At 47.8% G+C, this 17,201-nt stretch carries 10 protein-coding genes; 8 read left to right on the top strand and 2 right to left on the bottom strand.

Annotated elements, in window-relative coordinates; genetic code table 11:
* Window positions 1-18 precede the first annotated feature (18 nt).
* The 6 genes from BK126_RS10130 to BK126_RS10100 all read left to right on the top strand — a co-directional run bounded on the left by BK126_RS10130 (window position 19) and on the right by BK126_RS10100 (window position 10,844).
* Entirely contained in the window at window positions 19-1,908 is a 1,890-nt protein-coding gene (locus tag BK126_RS10130) for a glycosyltransferase (RefSeq protein ID WP_076312398.1), read from the top strand.
* Entirely contained in the window at window positions 1,909-3,675 is a 1,767-nt protein-coding gene (locus BK126_RS10125) for a polysaccharide deacetylase family protein (RefSeq protein WP_076312397.1), read from the top strand.
* A gap of 44 nt (window positions 3,676-3,719) precedes the next feature.
* The gene (locus tag BK126_RS10120; RefSeq protein WP_256702770.1) at window positions 3,720-4,859 is read left to right on the top strand and encodes a glycosyl hydrolase family 18 protein; all 1,140 of its coding nucleotides are present in this window, start codon (window positions 3,720-3,722) and stop codon (window positions 4,857-4,859) included.
* 189 nt (window positions 4,860-5,048) lie between these two features.
* On the top strand, window positions 5,049-8,510 hold the full coding sequence (locus BK126_RS10115; RefSeq protein WP_076312396.1) for a glycoside hydrolase family 2: 3,462 nt from the start codon (window positions 5,049-5,051) through the stop codon (window positions 8,508-8,510).
* A gap of 575 nt (window positions 8,511-9,085) precedes the next feature.
* Window positions 9,086-9,484, top strand: a complete 399-nt coding sequence (locus BK126_RS10105) for an iron chaperone (RefSeq protein ID WP_076312394.1) — start codon at window positions 9,086-9,088, stop codon at window positions 9,482-9,484.
* Between the two features lie 34 nt (window positions 9,485-9,518).
* Entirely contained in the window at window positions 9,519-10,844 is a 1,326-nt protein-coding gene (locus BK126_RS10100; RefSeq protein ID WP_143757720.1) for a serine hydrolase domain-containing protein, read from the top strand.
* 16 nt (window positions 10,845-10,860) lie between these two features.
* Here BK126_RS10100 and BK126_RS10095 read toward each other — a convergent pair whose 3' ends face one another.
* Window positions 10,861-11,628: a YheC/YheD family protein gene (locus tag BK126_RS10095; RefSeq protein ID WP_256702768.1), complete on the bottom strand. Its 768-nt coding sequence runs from the start codon at window positions 11,626-11,628 to the stop codon at window positions 10,861-10,863.
* A gap of 354 nt (window positions 11,629-11,982) precedes the next feature.
* Here BK126_RS10095 and BK126_RS10090 point away from each other — a divergent pair, with 354 nt between their 5' ends.
* Window positions 11,983-14,010, top strand: a complete 2,028-nt coding sequence (locus BK126_RS10090; RefSeq protein WP_083655795.1) for a methyl-accepting chemotaxis protein — start codon at window positions 11,983-11,985, stop codon at window positions 14,008-14,010.
* A 151-nt stretch (window positions 14,011-14,161) separates the two neighbouring features.
* On the opposite strand, the gene BK126_RS10085 is transcribed toward BK126_RS10090, so the two are convergent.
* A complete protein-coding gene (locus BK126_RS10085; RefSeq protein WP_179085538.1) occupies window positions 14,162-14,770 on the bottom strand; it encodes a transglutaminase-like domain-containing protein in 609 nt (202 codons plus the stop codon).
* A gap of 231 nt (window positions 14,771-15,001) precedes the next feature.
* Here BK126_RS10085 and BK126_RS10080 point away from each other — a divergent pair, with 231 nt between their 5' ends.
* The gene (locus tag BK126_RS10080) at window positions 15,002-17,155 is read left to right on the top strand and encodes an amidase family protein (protein ID WP_076312391.1); all 2,154 of its coding nucleotides are present in this window, start codon (window positions 15,002-15,004) and stop codon (window positions 17,153-17,155) included.
* Window positions 17,156-17,201 lie beyond the last annotated feature (46 nt).

Here is a 17,201-nt window from a genome sequence, read left to right as displayed (position 1 = left end):
ACAGATAGGAGCTTCTTTATGATAAGTAGAAAAGACAGGATCAAAGAGGAAAAAGAAAAGCTGACAAGAGAAAAGCTGACCAAGACCCGCCCAGACAGGCGGAAGCTGTCCTATGTGCCGGATCCTGAGAAGGTTCGGGGCTCAACAGATCGGAGAGGTATTGCGGCGGCTGAGGGAACGGAAGGAATAGATGTTGATTACATTAACCGGCTGCGTAAGCTCAGCCTGCGTTATTTGGCCGAATTTGAAGTGAACGTCACACCAAAAGGCCGAAAGAGCAGGCATGCGGTTAGAGGCAAGTCAATCGATATTTCGTCGACCGGACTGTTAATGAAGCTGTCCCATCCGAAGCATCATTTACAGGTGGGGAGCCGAGTGAATGCCAGATTCAAGATCCCGCCGGGAGCTATGCCGGAGGGGTTCGAATCGACAGTCAATATGGATGCCAAGGTGGTCCGTATTGTCACACAGGAGCAAACCGAGGATTCAGAAGGCAGTGTGCAGATCGCCTTTGATTTTGAGAAGCCGCTGACCTCTTATCTTCAGAAAAAGCGCTGGGGATACTCTGTCTATTCAGCCAGTGCCATCCTCCTATTCGCGGTGCTGCTGATCATGCTGATGCGCGCAGAGAGTATCATCTATTTCAAATATAATATAGTTCTTTATTTATATAGTCTGATTGCGGCAGCCTTCTTGCTGACCCGGTACTTGTTCGGCGCGATGTACAGGGATGTCAAGGTGGACCCGCTGTATACGCCGGGTGTGTCTATTATTATCCCATGCTTCAATGAAGAGGAATGGATTCATCGAACGATCCTTAGCTGTATCAATCAGGATTACCCGGTGAACAAGCTGGAGGTCATTGTGGTAGATGACCGCTCTACCGATCGGTCGGTAGAACGCATCCAGGAGACCATTGAGATGATCCATCAAGAGGCGGAACGGTATGGGACCGCAGAGAGACTCTCTTATGTCGTGCTTGAAGAGAATGGGGGCAAGCGGGAAGCTCTGGTCAGAGGAGTAAAGATGGCGAAGCATAACCTTGTCGTCTTTGTTGACTCGGACAGCTTTCTTGAGCCAACGGCTATTCGCCATCTGGTGCAGCCTTTCCAGGATCCGAAGATGGGCGGCGTTGCTGGTCGAACGGATGTGGAGAATACGTATACGAACACGATCACCAAGCTGCAGACCGTTCGCTATTTTATCGCTTTTCGTATTATGAAGGCAGCGGAATCCTGGTTCGATAGTGTAACCTGCTTGTCCGGTCCGTTGTCCTGCTATCGCAAGGAATTGGTGCTACAGCACGCGGATGCTTGGCTGACACAGAAGTTCCTGGGGCAGCCTGCGACCTTTGGCGATGATCGAAGCATGACGAACTATATTCTAAAAACCCATCGAACAGGTTATCAGGATACGGCCATATGCTCGACGATCGTTCCGTCTAAAATGGATGTCTTCCTGAAGCAGCAGATGCGATGGAAGCGCTCGTGGCTGCGTGAGTCCTTGCGTGCAGGAACCTTTATATGGCGCAAGGAACCGTTCATGGCATTATTCTTTTATATTGGAGTCATTGTTCCGATTGCGGCGCCTGTTATCGTTCTCTATAACCTCGTCTATGTACCGGTTGTTCATCATGTCTTTCCTTTTACCTTCCTGATGGGACTGTTCATGATGGCACTGCTGATGAGTCTTGCACACCTCTTGTTCAGGAAGAGCAAGCTGTGGGTGTTCGGATTTGTGTTCTGCGTATTCTATGAGTTCATTCTCTTGTGGCAGATGCCTGTGGCCTGGTTCACCTTCTGGAAGTCCACTTGGGGTACGCGGGAGACACCACAGGACATTGAGGCAAGGAAGAAGAAGGAAGAGCGCAAGAACAAACGAAAAATGAAAAAAGGATGGCAGGCCTAGATGATCAATAAGCATAAGACTGCCGCTATGGATGTTCACCGGAAGAATGCACGGAAGCTGCGCAAGTCGATTATCCAGTTCATTGTTCTAATTCTATTGGCCCTGCTGCTCATAAAAACGTTGTTTAATATGGATAAGTACGAGGAGCCTGACCGGGCTGCTTGGACGGGGACTGACGGTTTTATAGCGATATCCTATTTTGGAGTCGGACGATCAGGTACATCCAAGCTTGTGGATAAGGATCAGCTGAAGGATCAGCTGGAGGCACTGTATCATCAGGGGTATGTAACGATATCGCAGCAGGACATCCTTGATTATTACCATGAAGGGAAGTCTCTGCCGGAGAAGGCGCTGTTTCTGTCCTTCGAAGATGGTCGGAACGATTCCAGCTTATTCGCTCAGCCTCTGCTAGAGAGGTTTAATTACAAGGCAACGTTTCTCTCCTATGCCAACAAGGTCGGCAACAGCGAACGGAAATTTGTTCAACCGAAGGAAATGCTGAAGATGACGGAGACGGGATATTGGGAACTGGGGTCAAACGGCTACCGGCTGAGTTATATTAACGTATTTGATGAGGAAGGCCGGTTCATCGGAGAGAAGGATGAGAGCGAGCTGTCTGATAAATCAGATATCGAATACTACAATCATTACTTGATGGATTTTATAAGGGACAAGAATATGATCCCTGTTGAAGACCGAACGCAGATGGAAGCCAGAATTAAGGCCGATTATGATCTGATGAAAAATATATATACGGATTCGCTTGGTTATGTTCCCGGCGTATATATGATTATGCACGCCAATGCACTGGGAAACGGGATGAACAGGCTGGTGACGAATGCCAATGAGCAGCAGATCAGAGCGCTGTATGACCTTCACTTTAACCGGGAGGGCAATGCGCTGAATACTCAGGCAGATCAGGTGTATAATCTAAGCCGGGTTCAGCCCGCACCCTATTGGTCGACCAATCATCTGCTGATGAAGATCGTGCAGGATTCGGTTCAGTCTCTGGAGTTCGTCCAAGGAGATGAGCGCGAAGCAGAGAACTGGCGTCTAATAACAGGGGCCGCTGAATTTAAAGAAGGCGAGATCATTCTCACTTCGCCCGCCGGGGGGATGGGCAGACTTGCGCTGCTTGATTCGATTGGCTCTAACGACGTTTCGATTCGTTTCCAGGCTGCAGGCAATGTAGTGGGTCGTCAGGGAGTGTATGTACGCAGCGATGAAGAGAAGGGGAGTTACCTGCGGGTCGATCTTGTAAATAACAGTCTGCGTGTTGTACAGAAGACAGCCGGTCATGAGGAAGAAACCATCTATGAAGAGAAGCTGGATCCGGTGATCTGGTCCCATGAAGACCTGGCGTATGATAAGGCCTCTGTGTATACCAAGGAGCAGACAACGGCGGGAGATCGGGATGGAGATGAGGAATATCCGATTAATATTGCGGATCAACGTCAAATTCAGATATCGCTGAAGAAGGACAAGCTTAGTGTCACTGTTGATGATGCAGAATGGATTAAGCAACTGCCTGTTGATCCTTCCATAGATGAAGGTAAGCTCATGCTCTATGCTGCTTATCACAAGCAGAACAAGAAGGACACGATCTATGATGGGATCTTCAAAGAGATTGAAGTATATGTAAGTGAACCGGATGCTGAGGAGCCTTCCAAGCTGTACAGCAATATTCCAACAGGCTGGGAGAGAGTATCCTACACGGTAAGAAATGCTTTCAATTCAGCCATTGATTGGGCTGTCGAAACATTTTGATGAGCTGCGATCAATCATGACGAGCTATAGAATGGAGATACGATGTGGTTAGGACAAGCTATGGAAAGCGCGGGAAATCTGGAAATCGTGGGCGACGTGGACGGTATGGGAAGCCGGCATTTGTATTTGTTGTCCTCCTGGTGATCGGATTACTCGCTGCCCTGCTGTTCTTCCTGCTGCAGAACAAGAATGCTCAGGCTCCAGTTAAAGCTCCAGGGCAGGCCTCAGAGCTGCCCGCTCAGGAGCTGTCTGTCTGGATTACCGACTGGCAGTGGGAAGCGGGCATTGAGGATTGGTCTGCCCTGCACAAGGGGACCGTTGATTTACAGCTGTTTGCAGCTTATTTTGATGAGCGGGATGAGCTGTATTTTACAGAGACGATGTCGAATGCTCTTCCCCGGCTGCATGAGCTGACGGGTGTTGAAGCAGATTCTGATGCACGGATTGGACTCACGCTGGTCAATGATATCATTCATGACGATGGAAGTACGGTCCAGAAGGACCCTGAGCTGCTGACACGACTTACCTCAACGAACGAATCGCGAGCACGGCATATGGAGAGCATTACGAAGATCGTAGAGCGATACGGCCTGGATCAAATCGAGATTGATTACGAGCAGATAAAAGATCAGGATTGGCCGAATATGATCCGGTTTTATGAGGAGCTGGCTCTTGAGCTTGACGAGATGAATGTGTCTCTGCGTATTGTACTTGAACCCAAGGCACCTATTGAGGAGCTGAAGCTGCCTGAGGGACCGGAGTATGTTATGATGGCCTACAATTTGTACGGGGGGCACAGCGGTCCAGGTCCCAAAGCAGATATGGTATTTATTAAGGAGCTTGCTGCGAGGATGAGTCATCTACCAGGTGATCCCATCATGGCTTTCTCGGCGGGTGGATTTGATTGGTCCGAAGGCAGCAGCACGGTCTCTCTTACGGAGAAGGCAGCTGCTGATTTGCTGGATAGATATGAGATCACTCCTGAACGAGATACGAAGAGCGGCAGCTTGTATTTTAATTACACGGATGAGGATGGAGCACCCCATACGGTGTGGTACGCCAATCACGAGACACTTCAAGGCTGGATGGAGGAAGCAGGCCGTGAGGGGATTCATAAATATGCTATATGGCGGCTTGGTGAACTGGGAGAAGATACACGGGATTTGCTTCGTGAAATAGAGTAAATGTCGAATTATTGCGGTTTTTTGTTGCGAAGAAATCGGGTAAGAAATCAAACGTTTTCATGATACAATGGGGAAGTGAATGAGGTACGGAGGCGGAACCTTTTTTGCTTCTTCTTTTTTTTGCCTGCCAGTACCTATATATGTAAACGCAATCATAATGATCAAATATGTAAATGTGAGAGGTGACCCATGAATCAACAAATATTGTTTAATGACGGCTGGGAATTTGCGAAGATGCACCTTGAAGCAAAGGATGCCGGGGCAGCAGGACAAGATCCGAGTGAACTGAATACAGCGGCAGCGGCTGGGCTTTCTTATGAGCCGGTGGATCTTCCGCATGACTGGTTAATCTATAACTCGCTGGACTTGTATGAGAACAGCATTGGCTGGTACCGCAAGAAATTTACATACAACGAGGGTGAGAAGCAGGTTCTCCTCGCTTTTGACGGTGTTTATATGGATTCCTCTGTCTATGTAAATGGACAGCTCGTGGGCGAATGGAAGTATGGATATTCTGCCTTTGAGCATGAGATCACGCAGGCACTGGTACCCGGTGAGAACGAAATTATCGTCAAGGTCGTACACCAAAGCCCGAACAGCAGATGGTATTCTGGAGCCGGAATTTACCGGGACGTATGGCTTAAGACAAGAGCGAACGATCATATCGTGACGAACGGGATCTATGTATCTACGACTCCGCAGGGACAGGACTGGCTGGTTGAAGTGGAGACAGATGCACATATCCAGCAGGACGGTGAGCTTGTTCACACCATCATGGATCAGGGGAAGGTTATCGCTGCTTCCTCAGATCGGCTTACGGCAGGGACGGAATCCACAGTGACAAGCCGTCAGCAGATAACGGCCGAGAATCCTCTACTGTGGAGTACCGATGAGCCGCATCTGTACCAGCTGGTCACTGAACTGAAGATGGCTGGGGAAACGGTTGAGAAGGTGACTCAGAGTATAGGCTTCCGCACGGTCAGTATGGACCCGAACGACGGCTTCCGCTTGAACGGTGTGAAGATGAAGCTGAACGGCGTGTGCGAGCATCATGACTTGGGAGCTCTCGGAGCTGCATTTAATGTGACTGCCCTGCGCAGAAGATTCGAGCTGCTGAAGGAGATGGGCGTGAACTCGATTCGTACAGCTCACAACATGCCGGCGAAGGCGTTCATGGAGCTGGCGGATGAGATGGGAATGCTGATTGTCTCCGAAGCGTTTGATATGTGGGAGAGATCCAAGACGCCTTATGACTATGCGAGGTTCTTCCCGGAATGGGCGCATACGGACGTGAAGAGCTGGGTGATGCGGGACCGCAATCATCCAAGCCTTATTATGTGGAGTATCGGGAACGAGATTTATGATACACATGCAGATGAGCGCGGGCAAGAAGTGACTCAAATGCTGATGGACTATGTGCTGGAATTTGATCCGAAGCAGAATGGACGCGTTACGATCGGCTCTAACTACATGCCATGGGAGAATGCGCAGAAATGTGCCGACATCGTGAAAGTGGCGGGCTACAACTATGCGGAGAAGTATTATGACAAGCATCATGCAGAGCATCCGGACTGGATCATCTACGGAAGCGAAACGGCTTCGGTCGTACAGAGCCGGGGAATCTATCATTTCCCGTTTGAAAAAGCGATCCTGGCCGACGATGACGAGCAGTGCTCTGCGCTTGGCAACAGTACGACCAGCTGGGGAGCGAAGTCGGCAGAGGCATGTATTTTGGCTGAAAGAGACACGCCGTACTCCCTTGGACAATACTTGTGGACCGGCTTCGATTATATTGGTGAGCCGACGCCGTATCATACGAAGAACTCTTATTTTGGACAGCTGGATACAGCCACATTCAAGAAAGATTCCTATTACATCTATCAATCCGCGTGGACGGATTACAAGAAAGCACCAATGGTTCACATTTTCCCTTATTGGGATTTCAGCCCTGGTCAAATGATTGATGTACGCGTGTGCTCCAATGCTCCGAAGATTGAGCTGCAGCTGAACGGAAGCACTATCGGAACATATGACATTGATCATGAGAACGGTAAGCAGCTGGTCGGCTGGTGGAAGGTGCCTTACGAGCCAGGTGAGCTTAAGGCGATCGCGTATGACGAGAATGGCCATGTGATTGCGACAGATGTGCAAAAATCCTATGCGGATGCAGCGAAGATTCGCCTGCTGCCGGATAAGCGCGTGCTTATTGCCGACGGCACAGACCTTATTTTCGTAGAGATTAATGTGGAAGACGAAGCAGGGAACGTGGTACAGAATGCAAATAATCGTGCGAATGTCAGCGTAAGCGGAGCGGGACGACTGATTGGTCTGGATAGCGGGGACAGCACAGATTATGATCAATACAAAGGACAGAGCAAACGACTGTTCAGCGGCAAGCTGATGGCGATTATTGGTGCGACGAAGGAGCCGGGAGCGATCAAGATTGAGGTGACCTCTGAGGGTCTTATAGGACAATCCGCTGAATTCCAGTCTGTTCCTGCAGCGGATGAAGCACAGCTGGGCAGCATCGATGCAAACACGAAGAACGAGGCAATGGCGATTGTGATGGGAAGCGCGGCTGAGGTTCCGCTGCGCAAAATCGAGCTCATTAGTAGTAAAGGTCAGGTGCTGAATCCGTCCAATACCATGTTAACGGTGACAGCGAATCTGTATCCGGCGAATACGTCTTACACGGATCTTGAGTGGTCTGTCGTTAACGATGCCGGTATTGAGTCCAACATCGCGAAGATTGAGGCGGACGGGCATACCGCTACGATCAGCGCACTTGGTGATGGTGAATTCCTGGTACGCGCCACAAGCAAGAACGGAACCGACAAGACCAAGCTGATCTCCCACTTGGAATTCAGAGCCGAAGGGCTTGGCACCGCCTTCAAAGATCCGTATGGCTTTATTACCGGAGGTCTGTACGATGATGCGATAGGTGATGTCAGCAACGGGAATGAGAAAGGGTTCGCTACGAGCCGCGACGGGAAGACCGTTGTTGGCTTCCAGAACATCGACTTTGGTGCTTACGGTTCGGACACGATGACGATTCCGATCTTTGCACTCTCGAATGAGGAATACTTCATTCAGATCTGGGAGGGCCTGCCGGAGGAAGAAGGCAGTACCCTGCTAGCGGATGTAGTGTACCAGAAGGAATCCAAATGGAATGTGTATCAAGAGGAGACGTACCGCCTGTCGAAACGCTTGAATGGGATCACGTCCATCTATTTCGTGCTGAATCAGAAGATTCACGTCAAGGGCTTTACGTTCGAGAAGAAGAATAGAGCCTTCGAGCAGAATGCAGCTGCACAGTGCGATCACATCTATGGTGACACCTTCACAGTCTCGGGAGATCAAGTAGAGGGTATCGGTAATAACGTATCACTGGAATTTAGTGATATGGACTTTACAGTGGAAGGTACTTCAAGAATTGTATTCTACGGCAGCTCACCTATTGACAAGAATACGATTCATATCCGGTTTGCGGGTCCTGATGGCGAGAGCAATCAGCTTGTGGAGTTTGTGCAGTCCAATGGATACGAAGAACAGGTATTTGAGCTGGAGACAGTAACAGGTAAGCAGAAGGTGACATTCATCTTCCTGCCGGGCAGTAACTTTGACTTTGGCTGGTTTAAGTTTGAGAAGTAAGTTTATTCGAAGAAAATTATAAATTGAATGCAGAAAAGAGGGGGCAGATGCCCAATATCATCGAGTGAAGTCTGAACTTAATGATATTGAGGCAGGGTACCCCCTCTTTTTAATACTTAATGAATTGGCTTGTACGCTTAACTTTCTATTTCCTTAATTCTTTTTCTAACCTGTTCTGTTTCTCTGTGAGTGCATTTATTTCTTCTTTTAGCGTTCGATATATGGAATACATAGATGACCCGATGATGATAAGAAGAATTCCCGAAATTGGTAGTACATAGCGTAAAATATATATATTATAAAAATAAATATCGGGAGTATCGGATCTAACACTTCTAGGTATAAAAAGAATGAGACCACTAGCAATTAATATAACTCCTAAAATTATAGAGAGATTATAGAATGTTTTAAACTTTGCAGATTCCAATAAAATCACTCCTCATCGGCTATAAATTAATTTCACATATCATTTCATTGCCGAGGCTATTGTATAGAAGATTAACCTGTTAAGGTTCCTATGTAAACCATTCCTTACTCAAATCATTTATAGATCTCAACGTTAAAGGAGCGAGCATATGAAAAATAATGAAGGGACAAACCAATCAACGGATAAATCAGAGAGTGAATTAATTGACACCTTCATTTCACAATTCCCGCCTGAGGTTCAGAGTAAATTACAGACGTTGAGACAGGTCATTAGAGAAGCTGCACCTGAGGCGAAGGAGAAGATAAGCTACCAGATGCCGACGTTTGTACTGGCAGGCAATCTGGTTCACTATTCAGCATTCAAGCATCATATCGGTTTTTATCCGGGCGCAAGTGGTATCGCTGTATTTAAGGATGAATTATCGAAGTACAAGGGGGCCAAGGGCTCTGTGCAATTTCCAATGGACCAGCCCCTTCCGTATGACCTAATCAGCAGGATCGTGAAGTATAGGGTGATGGAGAACAAGGAGAAGGCTGGCCAAAATTGAAGAATTACAACTAGAGGTAAATAGTCTTGTGCTTATGAAGGATGGAGTGATAAAGGCTGAGATCTACCGGGAGCCTTATCGTAAGGGATGCCCTCAGCTGCTGTATTCATTAAGCAAGAGCTTTACTTCCATCGCGATAGGCATTGCTTGGGATCAAGGGCTCATTCGTCTAGATGATCCGGTCATTTCCTTTTTTCCTGATAAACTTCCTCCCGTGATCTCTCCTAACCTGGCCAAGATGTCGATTCATCACCTGCTGTCTATGAACACGGGGCATCACGATGATATTTATGCAGAAATCGCCAGGGAGCAGGACTGGGTAAGAGCCTTCCTCTCCTTAGAAGTAAAGTATGAACCGGGAACCCATCATCTGTACAACACACATGCCACCTATATGCTCTCTGCAATCCTTGAGCGTGTCACAGGACGTAATCTGGTAGATTTCCTGATGCCGACATTGTTTGATCCGCTGCATATCCCGCGCCCAATATGGGAGACCTGTCCCATGGGTATCACTGCAGGAGGCATGGGGCTCAGTCTGACGACAGACAGCGTGGCAAGATTCGGTCAAATGCTGCTGGATAAAGGAATGTATGCAGACAAGCGCATTGTATCCGAACAATATATTGAACTGGCGACGACGAAGCATAGCGACACAGCGGATCGAAAGGATCGGATAGACTGGCAGCAAGGATATGGATACCAGTTTCATATGTGCAGGCAAGGCTGCTATAGAGGAGATGGATCTTTTGGACAGTTGTGCTTCGTTGCACCTTCCGCAGGCATTGTGCTTGCGGTAAATTCCAGCTTCAAGAGCATGGAGCCGCTGCAAACGCTGCTGGATTTGATCTATACGTATGTGCTGAGCCCTTTCGTGAAAAACGACAATAAGTTAAATCAGATGGAGAGGAAGCTTCACCTAAGTTCCAGGCTTCCGGAGCGAGTGGAGCCTATGAAGGTACCGACGGGCATTCGAGAGATAGATGGGAGATGTTATAGGTTTGACGAGCATCCTGAAGGACTGCGCTCGATCCAATTTCGTTCCATAGGGGACAGATTGGAGCTTCAAATGCAATATGGAGATGAGCGGGATCAGCTGCTTGCCTTCGACCTCAACAGACCGGTGACACAGCAAGGAATATTCCTTAAGGATCTATCCCTTCATTTACAGGAGGTTGTAGCTTGTGCTTCGTGGATGAGCAGTGATACTCTGCAGCTGACACTGTTCTATATCGAAACACCTTATATGGTGACATATCACTTAGCATTTACGGAACGGGAAATCGAGCTGAACTATCATGTGGACGTCTCCTTTGGACTTCGTCAATATCAGGCATTGGGACAATTACAAGGTGCCTAAATCCTCTAATCTGTTACTATCTCTTACGTCCATATTTCTTGGCGTTAGTCAGAATGTGCTGATATAGACTCTTATCCTTCATATTCTTCAGCGGATAGAACTGAGGTCTTGTGTTGACCTCCAGAATCCAGATCCCGCCATTCTTATCCAGCGCAACATCGAGACCCAGCTCATGGAAGCCATTCTTGTGGGAATCAAATACTTTGCCGACAGACTTTCCGAGCTTTTTGAGTTCTGCTTCAATCTCTTCTGCTGTGGTGTTAGAGAAGCCAGCATTTAATAGGGTGGGGCGAATAAATCCGATGCTTCCGCCTTGCTGATAGTTGGTAGCTACTTTACCCGGCGTACCGATCTTGGTAAAAATACCAGATGATTTCCAGCTTCCGCTGCTCGATTTCTGAACCATCACCCGAATATCGAACGGTTTGCCGCTGGTTTTCTTAAGCTGAATGCCTTGCTGAAGCAGGTACGGCTCACGGTTATTTCGTTTTTTTAATTCATTATATAAATTATCAAGCGTAGTGAATTGCTTCTTGGCCGAGTTGTGCTGGTACTGGTATCCATTATCGCGCTTCTTGATTCTTATAATGTTGTAGCCTCCAGTACCGTTCTCCGGCTTAAAAAAGACCGTCGAGTACTGTGACAGCATGCTGCTCAGATTACTTCGGCTGAACGGCATCGTTTTTGGAAGATAATCTTGTACTTCAGGGCTTTTGTCGAGCCATTTGGTCTTGGTCCATTTGCTCTTGATGGTTGTGCTTGTATAGTGCATTTTCTTCTTCACAGGTTCTCATCCCCTTTCTACCTTAGGATATGATGGTTGATGAAGTCCGTTAGTGCACTAGTCTAGCTAGGGATAATGGGGCATCTGACACGGATAGAAAAGAGTGTAAATATGTGCGTAAGCCCAATAAATCCTGCGAATAAGGTCCGGATTGGGCTTTTTTTTATTGCCTGCTGCTTGAGAAAAAGTGTGACATATAACACAGCAGTAATAATTATTTTACATGTGATGTTAAATAAATCATCCCGCTTGACCGATGAATAAATGTAAATCTTTTAACTTTATGCGGAGTATAGGCAATTAAAAATGCAGTAAATGAGCAAGGCTTAACCAATGAACTGGAGGTTTTTTTGAGTGAGCAAGTTAAGTAAGAAGCTAAAGTGGTTCGACAAGAGCAAGCTGAAGTGGCCCAACAAAAACAAGCTGAGATTAACCGTGAAGTATAAGCTGATGATCGTATTTCTTATCGTACTAATTATCCCATCTTCTCTTATTGGGACCCTATCGTACCAATCCGCGAAGCATGTGCTGGATAAGGAATTCATGCGCAGTGCGGGCGAGAGCGTGGACGTCATCAATGCAGTCATCACAGATGTCATTGCTCCTAAACGAGAAGATGTTGTAATCTTCGCCAACCATGTCAACGCAACGCGGTATGATGGAGTCGATAGTCCTGATATTAGAGCCGAGTTCGATAACTACATACAATTCCATAGAGATTTAGACAGCATGTATGTCGGAACAGAAGAGGGTGTCATGATTCAGGTTCCGAGAAAGCAGCTTACTGAGGATTACGATCCACGGCAGAGACCTTGGTATAAAAAGGCGATGGAGAACAAGGGACAGGTCGTCGTTACCGATCCCTATGTATCCGCAGCAACCGGCAATCTGGTCGTCGCGGTAGCAAAAATGACCGAGGATGGCTCGGGCGTTGTCGGCATGGACATAAACCTGCAGAATTTGAGCCAAGTTGCAGGCCAGGTAAACATCGGTACTGAGGGTTATGCGATCGTACTGGACCAGCAAAGGAATATTGTGGTTCATCCTACGATGGAGCTAGGTATAAGAGCAGGTGAGGATTTCTTTGATCAGATGTTCGCATCTGATCAAGGTGAGTTCGATTTCACTTATGAAGGGGATTCGAAACGCATGGAATTCACCACGAATGAGCTGACGGGCTGGAAGGTCGGCGGTATTGTGTTTGATACCGAGATTGAAGGCATTACCCAGCCTATTCTTATTGCAACCAGTATCGTTATTGTTGTTGCCATTGTGCTCGGCTTGTCTCTCGTATTCTATCTTATTGCCTCTATTACGAAGCCGCTTCAAGCGCTGCGCACATCAGCAGCCCGGATTAGTGAAGGAGATTTGACGGAGAAGATTCAGCTGAAAAATAACGACGAGCTTGGAGACCTCGCAGGCTCATTTAATCAAATGTCTCACAACCTGCGAACGCTGATCCAGGAAATCGGCTCCAAATCAGAGCATGTTGCTGCATCATCAGAGGAGCTTACCGCAAGCTCAATGCAAACAGCCACGGCTTCAGAATATGTAGCTTCTTCGCTTCAGGAAGTGGCAAGCCGGGCGGAAACGCAGAACGATCAGTTGAACCAAACGGTAGAAGCTCTTACTCAGATCAGCATGGGTATTCAGAAGGTAGCCGGGAATGCGGTTCATGTCTCGGATTTGACGAAGCATGCAGCAGAGCAGGCAGCGGACGGGAATGATTCCGTGCTGAAGACGATGGATCAGATGAATGCGATATACAAATCAGTGAATAAATCTAATGAACAGCTGCAATCGCTGCAGCAGCGTTCTCAAGAGATCGCTGTCATTGTCGATCTGATCGGCGGTATCGCTGGGCAGACGAAGCTGCTATCCCTTAACGCTTCCATTGAGGCGGCAAGAGCGGGTGAGCACGGCAGAGGATTTGCCGTGGTAGCTGAGGAAGTCGGTCATCTGGCCAAGCAGTCGGAGGAGGCTGCGAAGCAAATTATCGAACTGATCGGGCACATCCTTAAGGAAACGGAGACCACAGCGGAGAGCATGAAGCTGGCTGCAGAAAAAGTAGAGAGTGGACTCACCATTTCCTTCAATACGACAGAAACCTTCTCTTCCATCATTCAAAATATTCAGGAAATTCCTGTCCAGGTAGAAGAGGTCGCGACCCTGTCTGAACAGATTGCAGCAAGTGCGGGGCAGGTCACATCTACCGCTCAGAACCTGCTGACGCTGTCCACGGAGAATGCATCCTTATCCGAAGATATGGCAAGCTCAACACAAGAACAGCTGGCATCCATGGAGGAAATCAGTGCAGCTTCGGCTTCCTTGTCCAAGCTTGCTGAAGAGCTGCAGGAATTGGTTCAGCAATTTAAAATCTAGGATTCTGCCATAAATACATTACGAAGAGGACCCTTCTGAGAAGTATAAGAAGGGTCCTCTTCTGTGCTGAATGTGTGGGTATAAATTGTATGTAGAACTAATCCTGCTGCCGAATCTTGCCTCATCAATGCACCTCTTGCTGTATATGGAACTAAATTTCTGTCGGTAAGCCGTGAAGATACATCTGAATACAATCGGAATGTCGGCGTAGTACATCGATTGTTTTGGGATGAGGAGCTGTGTACATCACAGGATAATCCATTTCTTCATAGTAATCGCGTATCTGAAATGCAAGATGCTCTTCATCTAATGAGAACTTCGCATTCACACCCGGCTTATTCCCTCTCGCATCAAGTCTGATCCATCTGCCGATGGACGAAAGATAAACACTGTTTAATGCATGGATGCAGTACCCCATTTCCGGGGTATCTCCAAGCGTTAAACGCTGATAACAAAATCCTGTCGGAATTCCTTTGCACCGCAATATGGCACAGAGTAAATTGGACTTGGCATAACATATACCTTCCTGATATAGCAATACATCCGATGCGATACACGTAATGCGTGAGCTCTGAATATCCCAGGAGTGAGCAATCTGATCACGGACATATTCAAAGGCGATTTTTACGAATTCGGTTTCACTTACCGAAGAGCTGTACAACTCATTTGCCAGTTGTTGAATGGAAGGATGTGAGTAATTCACTTCCTTTGTTTCGCATAAATAGTCTTCTACAGATCCAGATTGGGCGATAAGCTGCAGCATCTGCATTCCTCCTCATCATACTTGACTTCAACCTATCAAAAAAAACGTTGAAAATCTAGATATATATATTGCTGCGAAGTCAATGAATAGAAGCTGAAGATATACAAGGCATAAGACTTATAAAAAATTGTAATGTCAGATCATATGACAAAAAATTGAAATCTAGCAAATGAAGTATAAAATAGGTTTCGAGAGTTACTAACTACGAGAGAGAAAGGAGTTATGATCATGAGAATGACCATTCTAGCAAAAAGAACCATGTCCTTCGTCATTTCCGGAATGTTGATCGGAGCTATACCTGAGCTGGCGGGAACGCCTTCAACCGTGCATGCGCAGGAACAGATTCGATTGGAAGAGATGACAGTCAGTGAATTGACTGAGGGATACAACAGTGGAAAATATACAGCTAAGCAGATCGTCCAAGCTTATTTGGATCGAATTGAGAAGTATGAGGATACATATAACGCGTTCACCTTCATGAATGATAACGCCCTGCAAGAGGCGGAGGAGATTGACCGTCTTCGGGGTGAAGGAGCGGAGCTGGGTCCGCTTGCGGGTATACCCGTTGTTATCAAGGAAGCGGTGGATGTCGCTGGATTCCCAAGCACATTTGGCTGGGCACCCCTTAGTAAATCAGCGGGTGGCATTGAACTGATGCCTGCTGAGGATGCTCCGGTCGTGTCACGGCTGAAGGAAGCAGGGGCCATCATCATCGGGAAGACGAATATTCCGGCCTTCAGCGCAACAGGAACGCATGCGAATACGAGCTGGGCTGGACCTACGTATAATGCAGTTGATCCCTCAATTGCACCGGGCGGCAGCAGCAGCGGGACAGCAATGGCGATCTCGGGGAATTTGGCCGTCCTTGGAATTGCCGAGGAGACGGGAGGCTCGATCCAGAATCCGGCGGCAGCGCAGGCGATTGTCGGTATCAAGCCCTCGTTCGGACTTATTCCGACAACGGGAGTTACACCGCTTGCCGGAAGCACACGGGACGTTCTCGGACCGCATGCCCGTACTGTGCTGGATGCGGCAGTGATGCTCGATGTCATGGCCGGTTATTCAGAGAAGGATGAGAAGACAGAGGCTGCCATTGGCCATATTCCTGAAGAAGGCTACGCAGCAGCCGTGAGTGATCAGGCACTGAAGGGCAAGAGGTTAGGTCTGTATGGACCGGGCTGGCGTGATAGTGAGCTGTCGGCAGAAACAGCAGCGCTGTATGAGCAAGCCGTGAAGGAACTGGAGAAAGAAGGGGCCGTTGTAGTAGAGGATCCTTTTGCCGGATCAGGATTTAAAGAGTATGTGAAGAAGACGGGAAATGTCGGTATGGAGACGTTCTTCTACGATCTGGAGAGCTATTTGAAGAACTTGAATCCCGAAGATGACTCCTTGTCCATTCCGCGTGTATTTGAAGAAGCCGGTGAGCTTCCTTGGGTCAAAGGCGGACCGCTCAGTTTTATGGAAGGAAGATTTGAGGATATCGATACGGCAATTACCGACGCGAAGAAGACGCCAGATTTAACGGAGTTCAATGAAGTTAGAGAAGAGTATCTGCGAATCTTGGACAGTGTCATGGAAGAGCATGATCTGGATGGGTTTGTGTATCCACAAATGTCTAACCGGATTCCGAAGCTGGGCGAAGGCGATATTGGCGCGACAACGGTGCCCGAGATTAATATCAGCGGCCTGCCATTAATTACGGTGCCTGCAGGCTATTACGAGAATGGCTCACCCTTTGGCCTCGCGTTCTTTGGAGAGATGTGGGGAGAAGCCGAGCTTATTGCAATGGCATATGATTACGAACAGGCAACCCATCATCGGGAGCAGCCCGTATTAATTGAGAAGTCTGCAGATTATACCGATGTTAAACCCAATAGCCCCTATTTCCCTGCTGTGATGTCATTGGCAGCTGCCGGAGCGATCGATGCGGATCAATCCGAATTTCTGCCGAATGAGCCGATTAGCCGTGCGGAAACAGCTGATATTATAGCAAAGGGCTTGCATCTGAATATTCCGGACAATGCGGGTACCCTACTTGATGGCTTTGAGGATATTTCATCCGAGGATGAGTATGCGGGGGTAATAGCTGCAGTATACCGTGAAGGAATTCTCCTAGGCGGATCAGATTTGTTTATGGGTGGGCAGTCACTGACGAGAGAACAGATGGCGTCTGTATTGGTAAGAGCCTTTGATCTGCCCAAGCTGTCCAACAGTCCGCACACGGTAGTGATGACGAATGTGAAGACCGCACACAAAGAGGATGTTATGATCCTGGCTCAGCACGGAATAACGGTCGAGCTGGACAATTATAGACCACAGGATACCGTTACGCGCGGTGAATTTGCCGCCTTTATGTACAGAGCGATGGGGCTGCAGCTGTAAATGTAGTCTGGCTTTCAGGATTCCCCTTAAACTAAAATGATGGAAT

The organism is Paenibacillus sp. FSL H7-0326 (genome assembly GCF_001955535.1).
GTDB classification, from domain to species: Bacteria; Bacillota; Bacilli; order Paenibacillales; family Paenibacillaceae; genus Paenibacillus; species Paenibacillus shunpengii.
The sequence above is the reverse complement of the archived record's forward strand: the minus strand, read 5'-3'. Positions and strand labels throughout refer to the sequence as shown.

Bases quoted from the DNA above. Each gene is read 5' to 3' on its own strand.
- BK126_RS10130 (WP_076312398.1), top strand. From the start codon at position 19: ATGATAAGTAGAAAAGACAGGATCAAAGAGGAAAAAGAAAAGCTGACA.
- BK126_RS10125 (WP_076312397.1), top strand. From the start codon at position 1,909: ATGATCAATAAGCATAAGACTGCCGCTATGGATGTTCACCGGAAGAAT.
- BK126_RS10115 (WP_076312396.1), top strand. From the start codon at position 5,049: ATGAATCAACAAATATTGTTTAATGACGGCTGGGAATTTGCGAAGATG.
- BK126_RS10105 (WP_076312394.1), top strand. From the start codon at position 9,086: ATGAAAAATAATGAAGGGACAAACCAATCAACGGATAAATCAGAGAGT.
- BK126_RS10100 (WP_143757720.1), top strand. From the start codon at position 9,519: ATGAAGGATGGAGTGATAAAGGCTGAGATCTACCGGGAGCCTTATCGT.
- BK126_RS10080 (WP_076312391.1), top strand. From the start codon at position 15,002: ATGAGAATGACCATTCTAGCAAAAAGAACCATGTCCTTCGTCATTTCC.